At 72.0% G+C, this 16438-nt stretch carries 13 protein-coding genes; 10 read left to right on the forward strand and 3 right to left on the reverse strand.

Annotated elements, in window-relative coordinates:
• Positions 1-246 precede the first annotated feature (246 nt).
• Positions 247-1059, forward strand: a complete 813-nt coding sequence (locus SYYSPA8_RS12460) for a DJ-1/PfpI family protein (RefSeq protein ID WP_323447163.1) — start codon at positions 247-249, stop codon at positions 1057-1059.
• Positions 1060-1192: 133 nt separating this feature from the next.
• On the opposite strand, the gene SYYSPA8_RS12465 is transcribed toward SYYSPA8_RS12460, so the two are convergent.
• The gene (locus SYYSPA8_RS12465; RefSeq protein WP_323447164.1) at positions 1193-1696 is read right to left on the reverse strand and encodes a YfbM family protein; all 504 of its coding nucleotides are present in this window, start codon (positions 1694-1696) and stop codon (positions 1193-1195) included.
• A 189-nt stretch (positions 1697-1885) separates the two neighbouring features.
• On the opposite strand from SYYSPA8_RS12465, the gene SYYSPA8_RS12470 reads away from it, so the two are divergent.
• The 7 genes from SYYSPA8_RS12470 to SYYSPA8_RS12500 all read left to right on the forward strand — a co-directional run bounded on the left by SYYSPA8_RS12470 (position 1886) and on the right by SYYSPA8_RS12500 (position 9878).
• The gene (locus SYYSPA8_RS12470) at positions 1886-3532 is read left to right on the forward strand and encodes a hypothetical protein (RefSeq protein WP_323447165.1); all 1647 of its coding nucleotides are present in this window, start codon (positions 1886-1888) and stop codon (positions 3530-3532) included.
• A gap of 578 nt (positions 3533-4110) precedes the next feature.
• A complete protein-coding gene (locus tag SYYSPA8_RS12475; RefSeq protein WP_407705987.1) occupies positions 4111-5007 on the forward strand; it encodes a hypothetical protein in 897 nt (298 codons plus the stop codon).
• A gap of 172 nt (positions 5008-5179) precedes the next feature.
• Positions 5180-6454 carry an MFS transporter gene (locus tag SYYSPA8_RS12480; RefSeq protein WP_323447166.1) on the forward strand — a complete coding sequence of 425 codons (1275 nt, stop codon included), beginning with the start codon at positions 5180-5182 and terminating at the stop codon, positions 6452-6454.
• Positions 6455-6775: 321 nt separating this feature from the next.
• Positions 6776-7402, forward strand: coding sequence for a choice-of-anchor C family protein (locus SYYSPA8_RS12485; protein ID WP_323447167.1), 627 nt, complete (start codon positions 6776-6778; stop codon positions 7400-7402).
• Between the two features lie 260 nt (positions 7403-7662).
• Positions 7663-8127: a hypothetical protein gene (locus tag SYYSPA8_RS12490; RefSeq protein WP_323447168.1), complete on the forward strand. Its 465-nt coding sequence runs from the start codon at positions 7663-7665 to the stop codon at positions 8125-8127.
• A 125-nt stretch (positions 8128-8252) separates the two neighbouring features.
• Entirely contained in the window at positions 8253-8930 is a 678-nt protein-coding gene (locus SYYSPA8_RS12495) for a hypothetical protein (protein ID WP_323447169.1), read from the forward strand.
• Between the two features lie 24 nt (positions 8931-8954).
• Entirely contained in the window at positions 8955-9878 is a 924-nt protein-coding gene (locus SYYSPA8_RS12500) for a transporter substrate-binding domain-containing protein (RefSeq protein WP_323447170.1), read from the forward strand.
• Here the strand turns inward: SYYSPA8_RS12500 and SYYSPA8_RS12505 are convergent.
• Together SYYSPA8_RS12505 and SYYSPA8_RS12510 are read right to left on the reverse strand one after the other, a co-directional pair.
• Positions 9862-10353, reverse strand: a complete 492-nt coding sequence (locus SYYSPA8_RS12505) for an NUDIX hydrolase (RefSeq protein ID WP_323447171.1) — start codon at positions 10351-10353, stop codon at positions 9862-9864. The genes SYYSPA8_RS12500 and SYYSPA8_RS12505 overlap by 17 nt on opposite strands.
• 118 nt (positions 10354-10471) lie before the next feature.
• Positions 10472-11575, reverse strand: a complete 1104-nt coding sequence (locus SYYSPA8_RS12510) for a TolB-like translocation protein (protein ID WP_323447172.1) — start codon at positions 11573-11575, stop codon at positions 10472-10474.
• A 436-nt stretch (positions 11576-12011) separates the two neighbouring features.
• Here SYYSPA8_RS12510 and SYYSPA8_RS12515 point away from each other — a divergent pair, with 436 nt between their 5' ends.
• Positions 12012-13772 carry a methyltransferase gene (locus SYYSPA8_RS12515; RefSeq protein WP_323447173.1) on the forward strand — a complete coding sequence of 587 codons (1761 nt, stop codon included), beginning with the start codon at positions 12012-12014 and terminating at the stop codon, positions 13770-13772.
• A 66-nt stretch (positions 13773-13838) separates the two neighbouring features.
• Positions 13839-16277, forward strand: coding sequence for an SDR family NAD(P)-dependent oxidoreductase (locus SYYSPA8_RS12520; protein ID WP_323447174.1), 2439 nt, complete (start codon positions 13839-13841; stop codon positions 16275-16277).
• Positions 16278-16438 lie beyond the last annotated feature (161 nt).

Consider the following 16438-nt stretch of genomic DNA (forward strand, 5'->3'; position numbering starts at 1 on the left):
AACATGAGGGTCAACCTAGCAGCGCCGGGACGAGATCAACAGCCCGTCCCGCGCCGCCACCCGCCGGCTCGTGACCCCCGTCCGCCCGATGCCCTGCCCGCGGCGACCGCCCGGACCTGCGGCCGGAAGTCCCCCGGAAGTCCCCCGTAAATCCCCCGGGAACCTTGCCGGGATCCGGGCCGACTCCTGAAGCACAGGAAACAGGACACAGGAAACAGGACGTAGGACGAACGGGAGGACCGAGGGATGAACGGCAAGCAGGAGCACAGCCGCCGTGGGGTGTTGCGGAGCGCGGCGGGGGTGACACTCGGCGCGGGAATCGCCGCAGGCATCTCCGCGGCCCCGGCGACGGCAGCCCCGGCGACCGCTGCCCCGGCGACGGCGGCGGGGCCGGGCGGGGGCCGGAAGCCCCGGCAGGTGCAGGTGGCGGTGCTGCTCTACGACGGGTTCACCGCGCTGGACGCGGTCGGCCCGTACGAGGCACTCTGCCGGGTACCCGGCGTGCGGGTGACCACGGTGGCCGTCAAGGCCGGGCTGGTCCGGACGGACACCGGCGAACTGGGGCTTCCGGCGGCGAAGTCCCTGCGCGAGGTCCCCCGCCCCGACGTGCTGGTGATTCCGGGCGGCGGCGAGCGCGGCACGACGGCCAGCATGGCGGACGCCCGGATCCTCGACTGGATCCGCCGGGCCCACCGGCACACCACCTGGACCACCTCGATCTGTACCGGTTCGCTGATCCTCGGCGCCGCCGGACTGCTGCGCGGGGTGCCCGCCACCACGTACTGGGCCTCCCGCCCCTACCTGAAGGAGGTCGGAGCGATCTACACGCCGGGGCGTTTCGTCGAGTCCGGCAGGATCATCACGGCGGCCGGGGTCTCCGCCGGGATCGACATGGGCCTGCACCTCGCCGCCCGGCTCTCGGACGAGGAGGTGGGCCGGGCCATGGAACTGGCGCTGGAGTACGACCCCGAGCCGCCGTTCGGCACCGGCAGCCCGGAGAAGGCGAGCCCGGAGACCACGGCACTGGCACTGAAGCTGCTCGCCGACTCGGCGACCTGACCAGGCCTGTCGTCCCCGTCGTCCCCGTCGGCCCTGACGTTCCTGCCGTCCCTGCCGACGCGGGGCCGCCCGGCCGCCGGGGACACCGCCGGGCGGCCAGGCGATCCGGACCTGTGTTGCCCGGCGGTCGCCGTCAGGCGATCCAGACCAGCAGACCGTGCCGGAGGCGGGCCGTCGACCGGAAGAAGGCGGCGAGATCCTGGTAGGCGGCCGCGACGTCGTCCAGCCGCTCGCCGGGGTCGGAGCCCGCGTACGGATAGATCCCGGCGTCCGCCAGCTCAGCCGGGGCGATGTTCTCGATCAGTCCCTCCGGGGTGATCGCCGCCATCGCCCCGGCGGCGGCCCGCACCCGCTCCGGGCCAAGCGTCCGGGGCGGTCCGTACCCCCAGTCCTCCGCGCCGGGGATCTCCTCCTCGCCGTGCACCACGTCCACCCCGACACCCCGGAGCTTCAGCAGGTACTCCAGCGCGTGCCACGACTTCCCGGTGCTGTGCAGCCTGCCCCCGGCGACGGGAGTGCTGTCGCCGGGGGACGCGGCCAGATGCTCCTCGACGAACTCCCAGCCCCAGTCCGGATCCAGGACCGCCCGGTCCAGCTCGGCGGGCGTGAGACGGGCGTACTCTCCGATCATGCTCATGGCCGGATCGTAGGCGCCGCCACTGACAGCACCCCACTGACAGCACCCCACCGACAACGCCCCGGTGACCGATCGGTGGTGGCAGCACGCGGTGATGGGCGAAGGCGTACAACCCTCTTCCGCTCTCCCGGGTCACAGTCGGTGATCAATCAGTGATCAAGCGGTCCGGACACGGCGCATGGGGGATATGTGAGAGGTACCAGAAGGACGTTGACGGTGTGGGGTACGGCGGTGGCCCTCGCGGCTTCCGGCGGGGTGACGGCGCTCGGCGCCTCGGCGCAGCCGATCGGCACCGTCCGGGCGGACCAGCGGTCCGTGGCCCCCGAGGGGAATGTGTTCGTCAGCAGCGGCGACGACTACCGCGCGTTCGTCCTCGACAACGGAACAAAGCTGACCAGGGTCGAGATCCGGCCGCGAGGCGGCAAGGACGCCGTCGCCACCCTGACCACGTTCACGCGGCGGGAGGACGACGAGGCCGTCTGGTGGGAGAGCCCGGTCTTCGCTCTCGACGCGATCGGCTCCTACGAGATGGACATCTACGCCGAGGACCCCAGGACCGGCCGCGAAGTGAGCCGGCCGAACGCCGACACGTTCCTGTACTCGCCCGGCGCGGACATCGAGGTCTCCTCCGACCAGGACGAGTTCTCGCTGGACGACCTGGAAGCCGTGGCCACCGGCAGGGCGACGGCCCGGGACCCAAGGACCGGTGAGCGGGTTCCCCTGGCCGGCACCACGGTGTCCGTCTACACCCAGGATTGGGGCAACGGCGGAATCATCCAGGTCCGGACCGACGCCGACGGCCGTTTCTCCACCCCCTACACGGTGCTGGGGACGGAGCAGGAGCTGTGGCTGAACGCGAGAATCGACGATGACCTGGGCCGCGAGCTGGGGCGCCAGGGCCTGCGGATCCGGCCGCAGAAGTCCTCCGTCGAACTGTCCGGCCCGACCAGGAACCTGACGGCGCGGTACGGCGGCACGCCGATCTCCGGAAGGATCACCCGGATCGCCGACGACGGCACGGTCAGGCCCGCCGTCCGGCAGTACACCATGGCGCAGTGCCTCAAGAGCTGCGGCAACACGGGCTCGACCTTCGGGCCCGTCACGTCCGCCGACGGAAGCTTCACGATCAGCCCCCGGGTCACCATGCCCGGCTCCTGGCGGATCCAGTCCCGCAGCCCCTGGCTGACGCACACCTCGGGCGGTGAGCTGAACTACGCGAAGGTCACCCACACCACGCGGATGACCGAGGAGAAGGTGGTCTCCACCACGAAGAACAAGCTGACCTTCTCCGCCAGGCCCCTCCTCCGCGACGGCACCTCCTCGCAGCCCGCCACCGTCCTCGTCCGGGCCCGGCGCCACAACGGTGAGTGGGCGACGATCAGCCAGAAGAACGTGCCCTTCGGCAGGACGGCCACCTTCACGGCCGACGCGCCCCTCTTCCGGGTCACCGGCTGGCGCCTGTCGGTCCTGGAGAAGAGCGGCATCGGCCCCTCCGACGGCAAGGTCCTCAACCCGGGCCGCCTCCAGACCTGGTTCAACATGAAGAGTCACCCCCGGCTGCTGGACAAGGGCGACCCCCTGACCCTGAAGGGCACGCTGTACACGGCGACGGCGAAGAACACCGCCCAGGGATTCGCCGGTCAGCGGGTCCACTACTCCTTCCGGGCACCGGGCACCGCCTGGAAGAGCATGGGCACCGTCACCACCGACAAGAACGGCGCCTTCACCAAGACGTTCAAGGCCGAGCGCGCCGGCGACTGGAAGGTGGACTTCACCGACGGCGGCAGCAAGCGCTTCGACAACACCATCTGGCCCCGGTGGATCCACGTCCGCTGATTCCCCTGATTCCCTGACTGACCCTCATCGCACCCGCCCACCACGGTCCGGCGAGCCGGGGCCCGCCCTCTGTGCTAAAGTCGCTCTCGTGTTCGCGCCGGTGATCAACCGGTGGCGGGACTCGCGTTGGTGGTCCAAGGAAAGACACCCCACTTCCCGTGGGGGGATGCAGGTGCAAGGCCTGCCCAGCGCTCGCTCAGGTCCCGGTCTCCCGTGTGGAGGCCGGGACCTTTCCGTTGTGCGGGCCCTGTCGCCCGCGCGGTGCGGGCCGGGCCCGTCGGCCTGTTCCCGGCAGAGCGCTTTCGAGAAGAACCTCTGCCGCCGACCGCCTGTCTGCCCTGCCCACTTGCCCGCCTGCACTGCCCTGTCCTGGCGTAGCCGGGAGCCTCCGCGCTGCTGCGACTCCGTTCCATCCGGCCCCGGGATGTGGTGAGTTCTCCTGGCGGCCCGGGTGTTCGCGAGGGATGCACCGAGTCTGATCAAGGTCCCGAAAGGGGTGGTGCAGATACCCCTGGGGGGTATACATTCTCTGTGTGCGGACAACGCACGAGGGATACACCACCCAGAGGGAGAGCACGATGAAGACCACGTCCGGCCACAACATGAACAACCACGGCAGCCACGACGGTCACAGCGGCCATGGCAGCCACAGCGGCCACGGGGGATCCCGGCCCGGTGGACTGTCCGTCTCCGAGGACGGATACACCCTCGACCTCGACGCGACGATCCTCACCGCGGGCGCCCAGACGATCACCTTCCGGGTGACCGGCCCCGACGGACGGCCCGTGACCGCGTACGTGCCCGAGCACGAGAAGGAACTGCACTTCATCGCCGTCCGCCGCGACACGGCCGGGTTCCAGCACGTACACCCGGTGAGGGACGAGAAGGGCACCTGGAGCACGGAGCTGGTTCTGGAGCCGGGGGACTGGAGGTTCTTCGCGGACATCCACCCGGCCGGCCACCACGGGACCCTGACCCTGGGGGCAGACGCCGCGGTCGCCGGCTCGTACGACCCGCGTCCGCTCCCCGAGGCCACCGGAATCGCACGGACCGGCGAGTACACCGTCACCCTCGACGGCGACCTCGTGCCCGGCGAGGCGAGCGACCTGACGCTGACCGTCAGCCGCGACGGGCGGCCCGTCACCGACCTCCAGCCCTACCTGGGCGCGTACGGGCACCTGGTGGCGCTGCGCGTCGGCGACCTGGGCTACCTCCATGTCCACCCGGAGGGCGAGCCCGGTGACGGCACCACCGAGCCGGGGCCCGGGATCACCTTCATGGCCGCCGCGCCCTCGGGCGGCACCTACCGCCTCTACCTGGACTTCCAGCACGACGGCGTGGTCCGGACGGCCGAGTTCACCGTACGGGCCACCGCGACCGCCCCCCACCCGGACGAGGCCCCCCAGGCCGGACCCGAGCACGCGCCCCAACACCACGGCCACCATGGTCACCACAGCCACCACGCGCACCACTGACGTGCGAACGTCACCGGTCGGCTGCCGCAAGGAGACCGGCTCATCCCACCTGCTCGCCGGCCCCACACCCGGGAGCGACACCGATGCCTAGGGACAACCCCGCCTGTCCGCGCGGGGCACGGCCCCCGCCCCGGGGCCGTGCCCCGCCGCATGGAACCGGAAGGAACACACCATGCGACTCTTCGCGATCCGCGACTACCGCTATCTGTTCAGCGCCCAGATCATCTCCCTCTTCGGCACCGGACTGACGACCGTGGCCCTCGGACTGCTCGCCTACGACCTCGCCGGCCCGCGCGCCGGCACGGTCCTCGGCACCGCCCTGACCGTCAAGATGGTGATGTACGTGGTCATAGCGCCCCTCACCGCCGCGTACATCGGCCGCTTCCCCAGAAGAACCTTCCTGGTCCTCCTCGACGTGGTGCGGGCCGCGGTGGTCCTGGCCCTGCCGCTCGTCAGCGAGGTCTGGCACATCTACGTCCTGATCGGCCTGCTCCAGGCCGCGTCCGCCGCGTTCACCCCGACGTTCCAGGCCGTCATCCCCGACATCGTCACCGACGGGTCCGACTACACGCGCGCCCTGTCCGCCTCCCAGGTCGCCTCCACCATGGAGAGCCTGCTCAGTCCCGTACTGGCGGCACTCGCCCTGGCGTTCATGAGCTTCGACCGGCTCTTCCTGGGCACGTCCGCCGGATTCCTCCTCTCCGCCCTGCTCATCCTGCCCACCCGGATCCCCGACGCCCGCCCCAGCGCCCACACCCGCGCAGGGGAGAAGGCGGTGGCAGGAATCAGGACCTTCCTCAGGACACCGCGGCTGCGCGGGATCATGGCACTCAACCTCGTGGTCGCGGCGGCCGGATCGATCGTGATCGTCGGCACCGTCAACTACGTCCGCGACGAACTCGGCGGCTCGCAGTCGGACGTCGGCTGGATGCTCGCCGCCTCCGGCGGCGGAACCCTCCTGGCCGCCCTCGTCCTGCCCCGGATACTCGACCGGGTCGCCGCCCGTACCGTGATGGTGACCGGCGCCGGAGTCCTCGTCGGCGGCACGCTCGCCGCGGTGGCCCTCGTCGCGGCCGGCCCGGCCACCTGGACCGGCACGGCGATCGTCTGGGCCGTGATCGGTACCGGCATGGCGCTGATCATCACACCCACCGGCACCGTGCTGCGCGCCTCGGTCGAACCGAACGCCGTCCCCGAGGTCTTCGCCGCCCAGTTCTCCCTGTCGCACCTGGCCTGGCTGATCACCTACCCCCTCGCGGGATGGCTCGGCACGAACGCGGGCTTCACCCTCACCTGGTCCGTCCTCGCCGTCCTCGCCGCGGCGGGCACCACCGGCGCCGTCCTCCTGTGGCCGCGCCACGACGGACGACGAGCCCCGACCGGACCCGCGACACCGGTCCGGCTCACGCCCCGGACCGACAGATCCACCCTCTCCAAGGCCGCCTGAGAAGCCGTCCCTTCCCCATCCGCGAGTGACCGGTCCGTGCACCAGCCGACGGACCGGTCACAGGCGCGTACTCACAGGCGCGTACGGGAGTGCCCGTCCCGAAGGGGCGTACGACGGGGTGGGGGCGGGGGCGGTCGAAGGGGGCGTGAGGGTGTGCCGAGCGCTGCTCCGTACCCATAGGCGCCGCTCGGGGCGGCTCACAGCGTCTGCACCCGAGGGGTGCGGCCACCGTAGCCTGGAGCGCCGGGCCGTACCGGTGAGAAGCCTCCGCCCGCCACCGCGAGAGCCCGGCCCACCACATCCGCGTCCCAGGGAGAGCCCATGTTCTCATTACGCGTCTTTGCCGCCGTCGCCGCCGCTGCCACGGCCGTCGTCGCCCTGCCGGCCGGTATCGGCTCCGGCGCGGCCTCGGCCTTGGCTCCGGCGCCGTTCGCCAGCCGTTTCCACGACGGCAGTTTCGAGTACCCCAGGGCCCCGGCCAACCTCTTCACCCCGTACTTCCCGGGACAGTCCATCGGCCCGTGGTCCGTGACCCGCGGGGCGGTCGACCTGATCGGCGCTGGCACCTGGCAGGCCGCCGAGGGCGACCAGTCCGTCGACCTCAACGGCACGAGCGCCGTGAGCCAGACCTTCACCACGACTCCCGGCAGTACCTACACCGTCACCTACGCGCTCGCCGGCAACCCCACCGACACCGCCCCCGCCGTGAAGACGGGCCAAGCCCTCATCGACGGCCAGGAAGCCCAGAGCTTCTCCTTCGACGTCACCGGCAGGACCTACGCCGCCATGGGATACGTGACCCGGCAGTTCGCCTTCGTCGCCAACGCCGCCACCACGACCCTCGCCTTCGTCAGCACCACGGGCCCGACCGCGGCCAACGGCCCGGTGATCGACGACGTCCGCGTCGAACGCCGGTCGTCCTCCTGCCCGTCCTGCGCGGCCGGCTGACGGAGGGGACCATCGGGCGCCCGGGCGCCGGCCCGGGCGCCCCGCTGATCGCCCCCACCGGCCCCGCCGCGCCCCGCCTCGCCCGGCCGCGGCACGCCGAAGGCGGAGGTGGCAGAGCCGGCTCGATGTTCCCGTCCGGTCGCCGCTCCACAGATGTGCGATGTCCCCGGCAATCGCCTGCGACGCCGCCAACGGACACCTAACATGGGGGCGTTGAAGGGGCTGACACAGTCCGATGAGGGCCAGTGACGGGGGCATCCATGGCCAGTCTTCCCGCGATTTCCGCCGAACTCGCCGCCTACTTCTCGCTGGCGGCACAGACCTTGGGCGCCGCCATGGTCGCGAGTGCCGCACAGCGCATCACCGATGGGTCGATCGAAGCGGGTCAGGGCCACTTCCGCAGACTCTTCCGCCGAGGGGGCGGCGAGGACACGCCGCTCGCCCTTCCCGAGGGCCGCAGCGAGCAGCGTGCCGACGAGTTGCTCGACGGGCTCTCAGCCGAGGACAGGCAGCGGCTGGCCGAGGCCCTGCTGGCATGGCTCGGCGAACAGGGCGACCACGAGCCGGACGAGGCCCGGTTGGCGGAGCTGGTGGCCGCTGCCCCGTCGCCCACCTGCACGTACCACGTCACGGCGCACGGTCCGCATTCCGCCGCCGTCGGCTCGGTGGGGGACGGTGCCACGTTCCACTTCGGCGGTGGTGGCCGCCACGGTGACGGAGCGTGAGTGCCGCCGACCCCGGTGCGGAGAGGAAACCCGAGGCCGGCACCGTCAGCTCCAGTGGCCCCGGCGCGTCCTCGTTCGGCACGGTCGGTGACCATGCCACGTTCCGATGGGAGGTCAGGCGGTCGTTGGCACAGGTCGCGTGGCCCACTGCGGCCGCCTGTCTGGTCATCGCCGCGACCATCTGCTTCGCCGTCTTCGCCGTCGTCCGGTGGCCCGGCGGCCCGCAGACGCAGTACCTGTGGTTCTACATCCTCGCGCCCCTCGCCCTGCTGATCGCCGGCGCTGCCGCCCTGTACCCGGCGGACCGGACCGGGGAAGCCCGCGACGCCGTCCAGCGGGCCGCCGAAACCCGGCGGCGCAAGGCGGTCCGCGCCGTCCTCGTCGGCGCCGCCGCGCTGTGCTGCGGTGGCGGCGCGCTCGCCTGGGTGCATGTCGACCGCACCGGCGAGGTCGGCGCGGTCATGACCATCGGTGGCCCGCAGCCCGTGGGCGACGCCGGCGGCACGATCACGATGGAGATGAAGCGACCGGCCCCCGGCGACGTACGGGAGAAGCTGCGTCTGTCGCTGAGCATCGTCGACGACAGGCCAGGCTTGCCCACCTGCGTCGACAGGACGACGGCGACGATCAACGTCATCACCCCGGGCGTCACCCCGAACACGCGGAGGGTGCCCGCGCGGTCCACCGTCGACTTCGATCTCGGCAGACACGGGGGAGCGGTTCACTTCGAGATCACCGTGCGTTCGGACAGCGGCTGCTCCATGCGTCTGGGACCGACCCGCGGGACGCTGTACAGCGGCTGAACCACTACAGCTTGAGGACCCATCATGTACGGAACACCACACCGCAGACTCGCGGTACGCACCGGGGCCGGCGTGGCGGCCCTCGCGGCCACCGCCCTGGCCGGCTGTTCCTCGGACCCCCCGTCGCTGTTGACGGGGAAGGTCATCGAGGTCGGTGTCAAACGCGATCAGCCGGGCACGAGCTTCTCACCCTTCGCCGGCGAATTCGAGGGGTTCGACGTCAAGGTCGCCCGGGAACTGCTGTCCAGCGTGGGCGTCAAGGACCCCAGTTTCGAGGGCATCCTGTCCAAGCACCGGGCCAGTGTCCTCCAGAAGGGGCATGTCCAGTTCGTCGCGGCCACCTTCTCGATCAATCAGGAGAGAATGGCGCCGAAGGGCGAAATGGAGGGGGCTGAGAACCTCGACTTCGTGGGGCCCTACGCGGCCACCAAGCAGGGCTTCCTCGTACGGAAAGACGAATCCGCACGCTACAAACACCTCAGGGACTTCAGAGGGAAGGTCGTCTGCGTCTGGGAAGGCACCACTTCCGGTTCGGCGCTGGACGAAATCAAGGAAACATACGGCATCACGACCGTCACGGAGATGGACGCGGCGCAGTGTGTCAACAAGCTGAGAGCGGAGGAGACGGAAGCAGTCGACGCCGTCTCCACCGACCAGCTGATTCTCTATGGGTTCATGGAAGAACACCCTGAACTCGCTGTCGCCAGCGGTGTGACATTCGGTGCGGACAACCGGTACGGCGTCGCCATGAAGAAGGGTTACCGCGAGGACTGCAAGAAGCTTCAGCGGGCCCTCGTGGATTACGTGAACAGCAACGACTGGGAGGCGGATTTCCTGCTGGAACTCGGGAGCGTCCCGAGGGAGATCCGCAAGAAGGCCAAACCCCAGGTCGCCGACATCGAGAATCTGTCCTGCCGCGACGAGCCGGGCATCAAACAAGTGGGCTGACCGCTGTCCTCAGGTCGAACGGGGTTCCCGGTGGGCCGTTCCTGCGTACCCCGGCCAGCAGTTCCGGCAGCTGCGGCGGCCACAACGGCTCGGTACCACCGGACAGCTCCTGCGGCGACCACCACCGCCACCGGAGAATTCTGTCCTCCGCATGCGCGGCGGAGAGATCGCCCACGGGATCCCGGCGGGGACCGTACGCGAGGAAGACGTGCTCGTGCTGGCGGACCGGGATCCCGGCCCGGGTGAAGTCGTGCTCCCACAGGCACAGTACGGTGCCGTCCGGCTCGATGTCGGTCCAGCCGGTCTCCTCGCGCAACTCGCGCCCGGCCCCCTCCAACGGCGTCTCGCCCGGGTCCAGACCGCCGCCGGGCATCGCCCAGTGGACCCCGACCTCCTCGTTGTCGTACCGGAACATGAAGACCGATCCCGCCGGGTCGAGTACCGCGACTCTGGCCGCTTGCCTGGGTATCCGCATCACGCCAGCCTGCCAGCACCCCGGTGCCGCTGTCGATCACCCCCCGGGCGGCTGCCGGGTCCGGTGCGGTGTGCGGACCTCACCGTGGTGTGCTCCGGGCCGCTGTGGCGGGGGCCGGTCAGCGGAGGGTGCGCAGGAAGATGTCCGTCCTGCCGTTGGTGTCGCCGGGCACGATGTCCTCGGCCGCGGACTCGAAGACGACATGGCGTCCACCGGCGCTGACGCTGTCGATCCCGGCCGAGGCGGGCCGGTCGGTGACGGTCTCGTCGGTGCCCGTCTCCAGGTCGCGCAGGGTGAGCGGTGCCGGTCCGGTCGTGCCGGACGGCGTGTGCAGCAGGTAGCGGCCGGTGGGGTCGATGGCCACGCCCCTCACGCCGGGTACCGGCAGGGCGGTGCCGGAGGCGGTGTCGTGGACGTAGGTGTCGGGGCCCGAGCGGTAGACGACCTTGCTGCCGTCGTCACTGAGCTGGACGAGTTCGGCCGCCCTGCCCGGACCCTCGATCGGGCCGGCGGCGGTGTTGTCGGCCCAGTCCCACAGGAAGACGTCCCGCTCCCCACCGTCCTGGTAGGCGAGACGGGTGCCGTCCTTGCTGATGGACGGCCGGGACCGTGCGGTGTTGTGGATGACGTCGATGGTCCGCAGGCCGCCGGTGTCGGGGGAGCGGACCTCGATGCGCTGGTTGGTCTCCGGGTACCGGAAGCTGACGCTGAACGCCTGGTGGCGCTCGCTCGCGCCCATGGACGCCTCGCAGCTCCGGAGCGAGCAGGTGTACGCCGTCCACCACCCCATGCCCAGGTGGTACTGGTAGAGGGCCATGCTGTCGAACCGGGGTCCCAGAAAGGCGAGGATCTGTCCGTCGCTGCTGAACGTCGGCGGCGCCATCGGGGAGCCGCCGAACGACCTGTTCTGCCCCGTCGCCAGCTCGCGGACGAACACATCCTCGTTCCTGCCCGTGTCGCCGGGACCGAGGTTGTTCGCGTACGAGGAGAAGGCGATGCGATGGCCGCCGGGTGCGATCGACACGTCGGAGGAATCGTCGTTGGCCTGAGTGCCGTCGGCCGCGACGCTGACCCTCTCGACACCGGCCTGGCGGACGCCCCCCGCATCCGCGGGCTCGGCCGAGGCGGCGCCGGGTAAGACCGCTGTGACCGCGCAGACCACGGCCACGCTCAGGGCGGCCCGCACACGTCTGGTGGTGCCCCGGTTCGTGGTGCTTCTCATGCTCTCCCCAGGCGGCTTCCGTCTCCGGCACCTCACCTGAGGACCAGCAGCATGCAACCGCGTCGGCACCGTGCGGTCAATGCTTCCACGCGCCGGGGTGACCTGCCGGAGGCGCGGTTTCGTCATAGGCGAGCGGTCCATGCGGGCACCCCGGCCGGCAGTGGCGCGCCCCGATCACCCGGTAACCCCGGCCACCCTGACTGTATGTGACGGTATGGAGACTTTCTGTTACTGTCGTCTGTGTGGGGTGCCGGCAGAGCAACAGCCCGAAGAACCGTGCGGGTTCCGGGGCCTGCTCTGCGAGCCGGTCACGCGAGAAGGTCCGGCGGAACGGCGCCCGGATGAACCGGATGAAGGTGCCACGGCGCCCGGGGGAGGGTGCCGCGGCGTTGGTTCCGGTTCGCTTCCGCGGCGGAGTCGATCAGGAGGAGTGCACATGGCGGCCATCTTCGAGGGGGCGGCCGGGCTCGATCAGGCCGACCGGGCGGCGTTCGACGAGGCCCTCGCCTTCACCCGGCGGGCCGACACCGGCGACGTGCTCGCCCGCCTGCTCCCCGGGCTCGATGAGCAGCGCCGGATCTCGGTGGCGTCCCATTGCGCCCTCGTCCACGCGGCCGCCCTGGTCTTCCCCGCCTCGTGCGGACAACTGGTCGCGCGCCTGCGGGAAGCGGGGCTGACGGTCGCCGAACCGGTGCCCAGCGTGGTGGTCCGCGACCGGCTCGCCGCCCGCCACCGAGTGCCCGCCGGTGAGCTGGATGTGACCATCGTGCACGTCCGCCTTCCCTCGGACGGGGAGAGCGGCCCGGCGGTCGAGCTGTTCGTCCTGCCGGTGCCGCCCGGGTCACCGCTGACCCGGATCGCCGAGCGCGAGCGGGCCGAACGCGACGAATCACACCTGGCCCTGGGGGTCGGCACCCAGGACGCCGTCGTCGTAGCCGGTCTGTGCGCCCTGCTCACCGACGCCGATCAGGGCGGGCTGACACCCGACGGCGGCGGCCACAACGCCATCGAGGATTGCACGGTGCTGTACTTCCGCAGCACCGGCACCGGCACCGGCACAGGTGCTGGCACCGGCAACAGCACCGGCGCCGCGTATCCGGACCACCACCGCCGACTGGAGCTGCGGGTGCCCGGCCGCCACCCGGAGGCACTCGCCGCGCACCTGTCGCACACCACGGACGAGCCGGTGAAGCGGCTGCAGAGGCTGATGACCGGGGCCTGGACCACCCAGGCGATCGCGGCGGCCGCCGAGCTGGGCCTCCCCGACCGGCTGCCGGCCCGGGCCGACGAGCTGGCCGAACAGCTCGCCGTGGACCCCGACGCACTGGCGCGGCTGCTGCGCTACCTCGCGGCCGTCGGCGTGGTCACCTCCCAGGGGGACCGCTACACGCTCACCGCGACCGGCGAGCCGCTGCGGCGAGCGGCGGAGTACTCGCTGCACCCGGTCGCCCAACTCTACGGAGGTCTGTTCTACGAGTCCTTCGGCGCCCTGGCGCACGCCGTGCGCACCGGGCGGGAGGGCTTCGCCGAGGTTTTCGGCCAGGGGCTCTTCGGCCATCTCGCCGAACACCCCGACCTGGCCGCTGTGTTCGACGCGGCGATGGCCGCCAGTACCCCGATGTTCGAACCCGTCCCCGCGCTGGCCGACCTCGGTGACGCCCGCGTGGTGGTGGACATCGCCGGCGGCAACGGCGCGCTGCTCGCCCGGTTCCTCCACCACGACCCCGGCCTGCGGGGTGTGCTGGTGGAACAGGCCCACGTACTGGAGCGGGCCCGCACGAACCTCGCCGACGCCGGCTGCGCCGACCGCTGCGAGCTGGTGGCCGGCGACTTCACCAGCGGCGTGCCCGCCGACGGCGACGTCTATCTCCTCTCCCGGGTGCTGCACGACTGGGACGACGAACAGTGTCTGGTCATCCTGCGCAACTGCGCGGCGAGCGTCCGCCCGGGCGGACGGCTGCTGATCGTGGAACGACTGCTGCCCGAGGACGGCCGGGCCACCATGGCGGTGGCCTGGGATCTGCACATGCTGGTCACCATGGGAGGCCGGGAGCGCACCGCCGAGCACTACGGACGGCTGCTCGCCGCCGCGGGCTTCGATCTGGTCTCGGTGCACGGCCTGCCCCTGGACGGCAGCCTGATGCAGGCCGTACGCCGCCCGGCCGGACCCGCAGACCCGCCTCCGGTCGACGCCTGACCTCCACCGCACCGACCCGGGGCGCGCCCGCCGCCCCGGGCCCGTACACCCACCCCGGAGCCCGCCGTGCCCACCACTCCGCACGCACCCAGCCCGCCCGACTCACGGCCCCCCGAGATCCCCGACACCACGCTCGACGCGCTGCTGCTGAACCTCCCCTCCGGCACCGCGCATCGCCCCGCCCTGATCGACGCGGCGACCGGAGAGCGCTGGACCCACCACGAGCTGAGGGAACGTGTCCTGGCCGCCGCGGCCGGGTTCCGGCGCGCCGGGGTCGCACCCGGTGAGCGGGTTCTGCTCGCGCTGCCCAACGGCGTGGACTTCGCGGCCGGGCTGCTCGGGCTGCTCGCCGCGGGCGCGGTGGTCAGCCCCGTCGGCCACCGCACGCCCGCCCCCGAACTGGCCCGGCTGAGCACGCTGATCGGCGCCCACCGGCTGCTGGACGGCGCGGCGCCACAGCTCACCGTGATCACACCGCCCCGGGGCGGCGCCGTCGAGGGCACCCACCCGGCGGCGCCGGACAGCCTCGCGCTGCTGCCCTGGTCCTCGGGCACCACCGGCGAACCCAAGCCGATCGCCTTCACCCACCGCAACATCGTGGCCGGCCTGGTCCAGCTGTCCGCCGCCCAGCCGCTGACGCCGGACGACGTCCTGCTGGGGGTCCTGCCGTTCAGCCACCTGTTCGGGATGCAGTACGTCCTCAACCACGCGCTGCTGACCGGCGCGAGCGTGGTCCTGCTGCCGCGCTGGGACGCCGCTGGGGCACTGCGCGCGATCGGCGAGCATCGCGTCACCCAGCTGCACGCCGTCCCACCGATGGTCCACGACCTCGCCGAACAGGCCGGCTCGGGCCGCTGGGAGCTGGGCAGCCTGGAGCAGATCCTCAGCGGCGGCGCCCCGCTGCCCGCCGGGACCGCCGCCCGCTGCGAGGAGGCGCTCGGCGTCCCGGTGGACGGCGCGTACGGGCTCACCGAGGCCGCCGCCGGCCACTTCACCCGGCGCGGCGGGATCCGCCGCCCGGGCTCCAGCGGATACCCGGCGCCGGGCATCGAGTACCGGGTGGTGCGGCCGGGTGCGTCGTCCGACACCAGCGGCGAGGGCGGCGAGGGCGGCGGAGGCGGCAAGGGCGGCGAGGGCGGTGATAGCGGACGCGGCGACGGCGGACGCGGCGACCGGCCCCAGAGGACGGGGGAGCTGCTGATCCGCGGCCCGCACGTGGCGCGCGGCTGTCTCGACGCGGACGGCGGCCTGACCCCGCTCACCGACGCCGACGGCTGGCTGGCCACCGGCGACCTGGTACGGGTCGACGAGGACGGCTGCCTCTACGTGACCGACCGCATCAAGGACATCATCAAGTACAAGGGGTACCGGATCTCCCCCGGCGAGGTCGAGGCGGTCCTGCGCGACCACCCGGCCGTGCACGACGCCGCCCTGGTGCCCGTGCCCGCCCCGAGGGTCGGCGAATCCCCGGTGGCCTGCGTGGTGCCGGTCCCCGGCGTCCGGCTCACCCCCGAACTGATCAAGGAGATCCAGGACTTCGTCGGATCCCGGCTGGCCGCCCACAAGAAGCCCCGCCACCTGACCGAGGTCCCCCGGATCGAACGCACCCCCTCCGGCAAGCCCCTGCGCCGCCTCCTCGCAGCCGCCCTGCGCGACACCCCGGCCACCGGCGCGAGCCGGCCCGACCTCACCGGGCGGACCGTTCTGATCACCGGCGGCTCGCGCGGACTGGGCCGGGAACTGGCCCGCGCCTTCCTCCTCCACGGCGCCGAGGTCACCGTCACCGGCCGCGACCAGGAGACGCTGACCGCGGCCCGCGCCGCGCTCGCCCCGTACGGCGAGCTGCGCACCGAGGCGGTCGACAGCACCGACCACACCGCGCTGCGCGAACTGGCGGCGCGCCTGCGCGCGGACGGGGGCGGCGTGGATGTCCTGGTGTCCAACGCCGGAGTGCCCGGGCCGGCCGGCCCCGCCTGGGAGAACGACCCCGAGCAGTGGTGGTCCGCGCAGGAGACGAACGTCCGCGGCACCTTCCTCACCTGCCACGCGTTCCTGCCGCAGCTGATCGAGCGCCGTGGCCGGATCATCACCGTCGTCAGCAACGCCGGCCTGCACCGCTGGCCGCACATGTCGGCCTACTCGGTGTCCAAGGCCGCGGTCATCAAGTTCTCCGAGAACCTGGCCGCCGAGCTGCGCCCGCACGGCGTGGCCGTCTTCGCCTACCACCCGGGCCTGCTCACCATCGGGATGGCCGACATCCATCTCCACCGCCGTCCCGCACCGGACAGCTGGGACGAGCGGATCCAGCGCTGGTATCTGAACGAGTACGCCAAGGGCCGCACCACCCCCACCGGGCTCAGCACCCGTGGCGCCCTCCTCCTCGCGGCGGGCGCGGCGGACCACCTCTCCGGCGGCTACGTGACCCCCGACCACCCCGACCTCACCGGCCAACCAGCAGGGCCCGCCCCAGGGCCCGCACCCGCCGAGCCCGCCCCGCGCGGCTGAGCACCCCGGTCGGGGTCACCCAGGGGGCCGGCCCCCGAAGCAGGACCGACGGCGCCGGAACGGGCCTGGGCGGCGGGAGCCGTTCCTGTCATCCTGGAGGCCGGGGGATACCGCATCCCGGTTCGCTCCGACGGACCGGATGGGATCGACGGGGGGGATGA

The sequence above is a fragment of the Streptomyces yaizuensis genome, from assembly GCF_034961445.1.
GTDB lineage: Bacteria > Actinomycetota > Actinomycetes > Streptomycetales > Streptomycetaceae > Streptomyces > Streptomyces yaizuensis.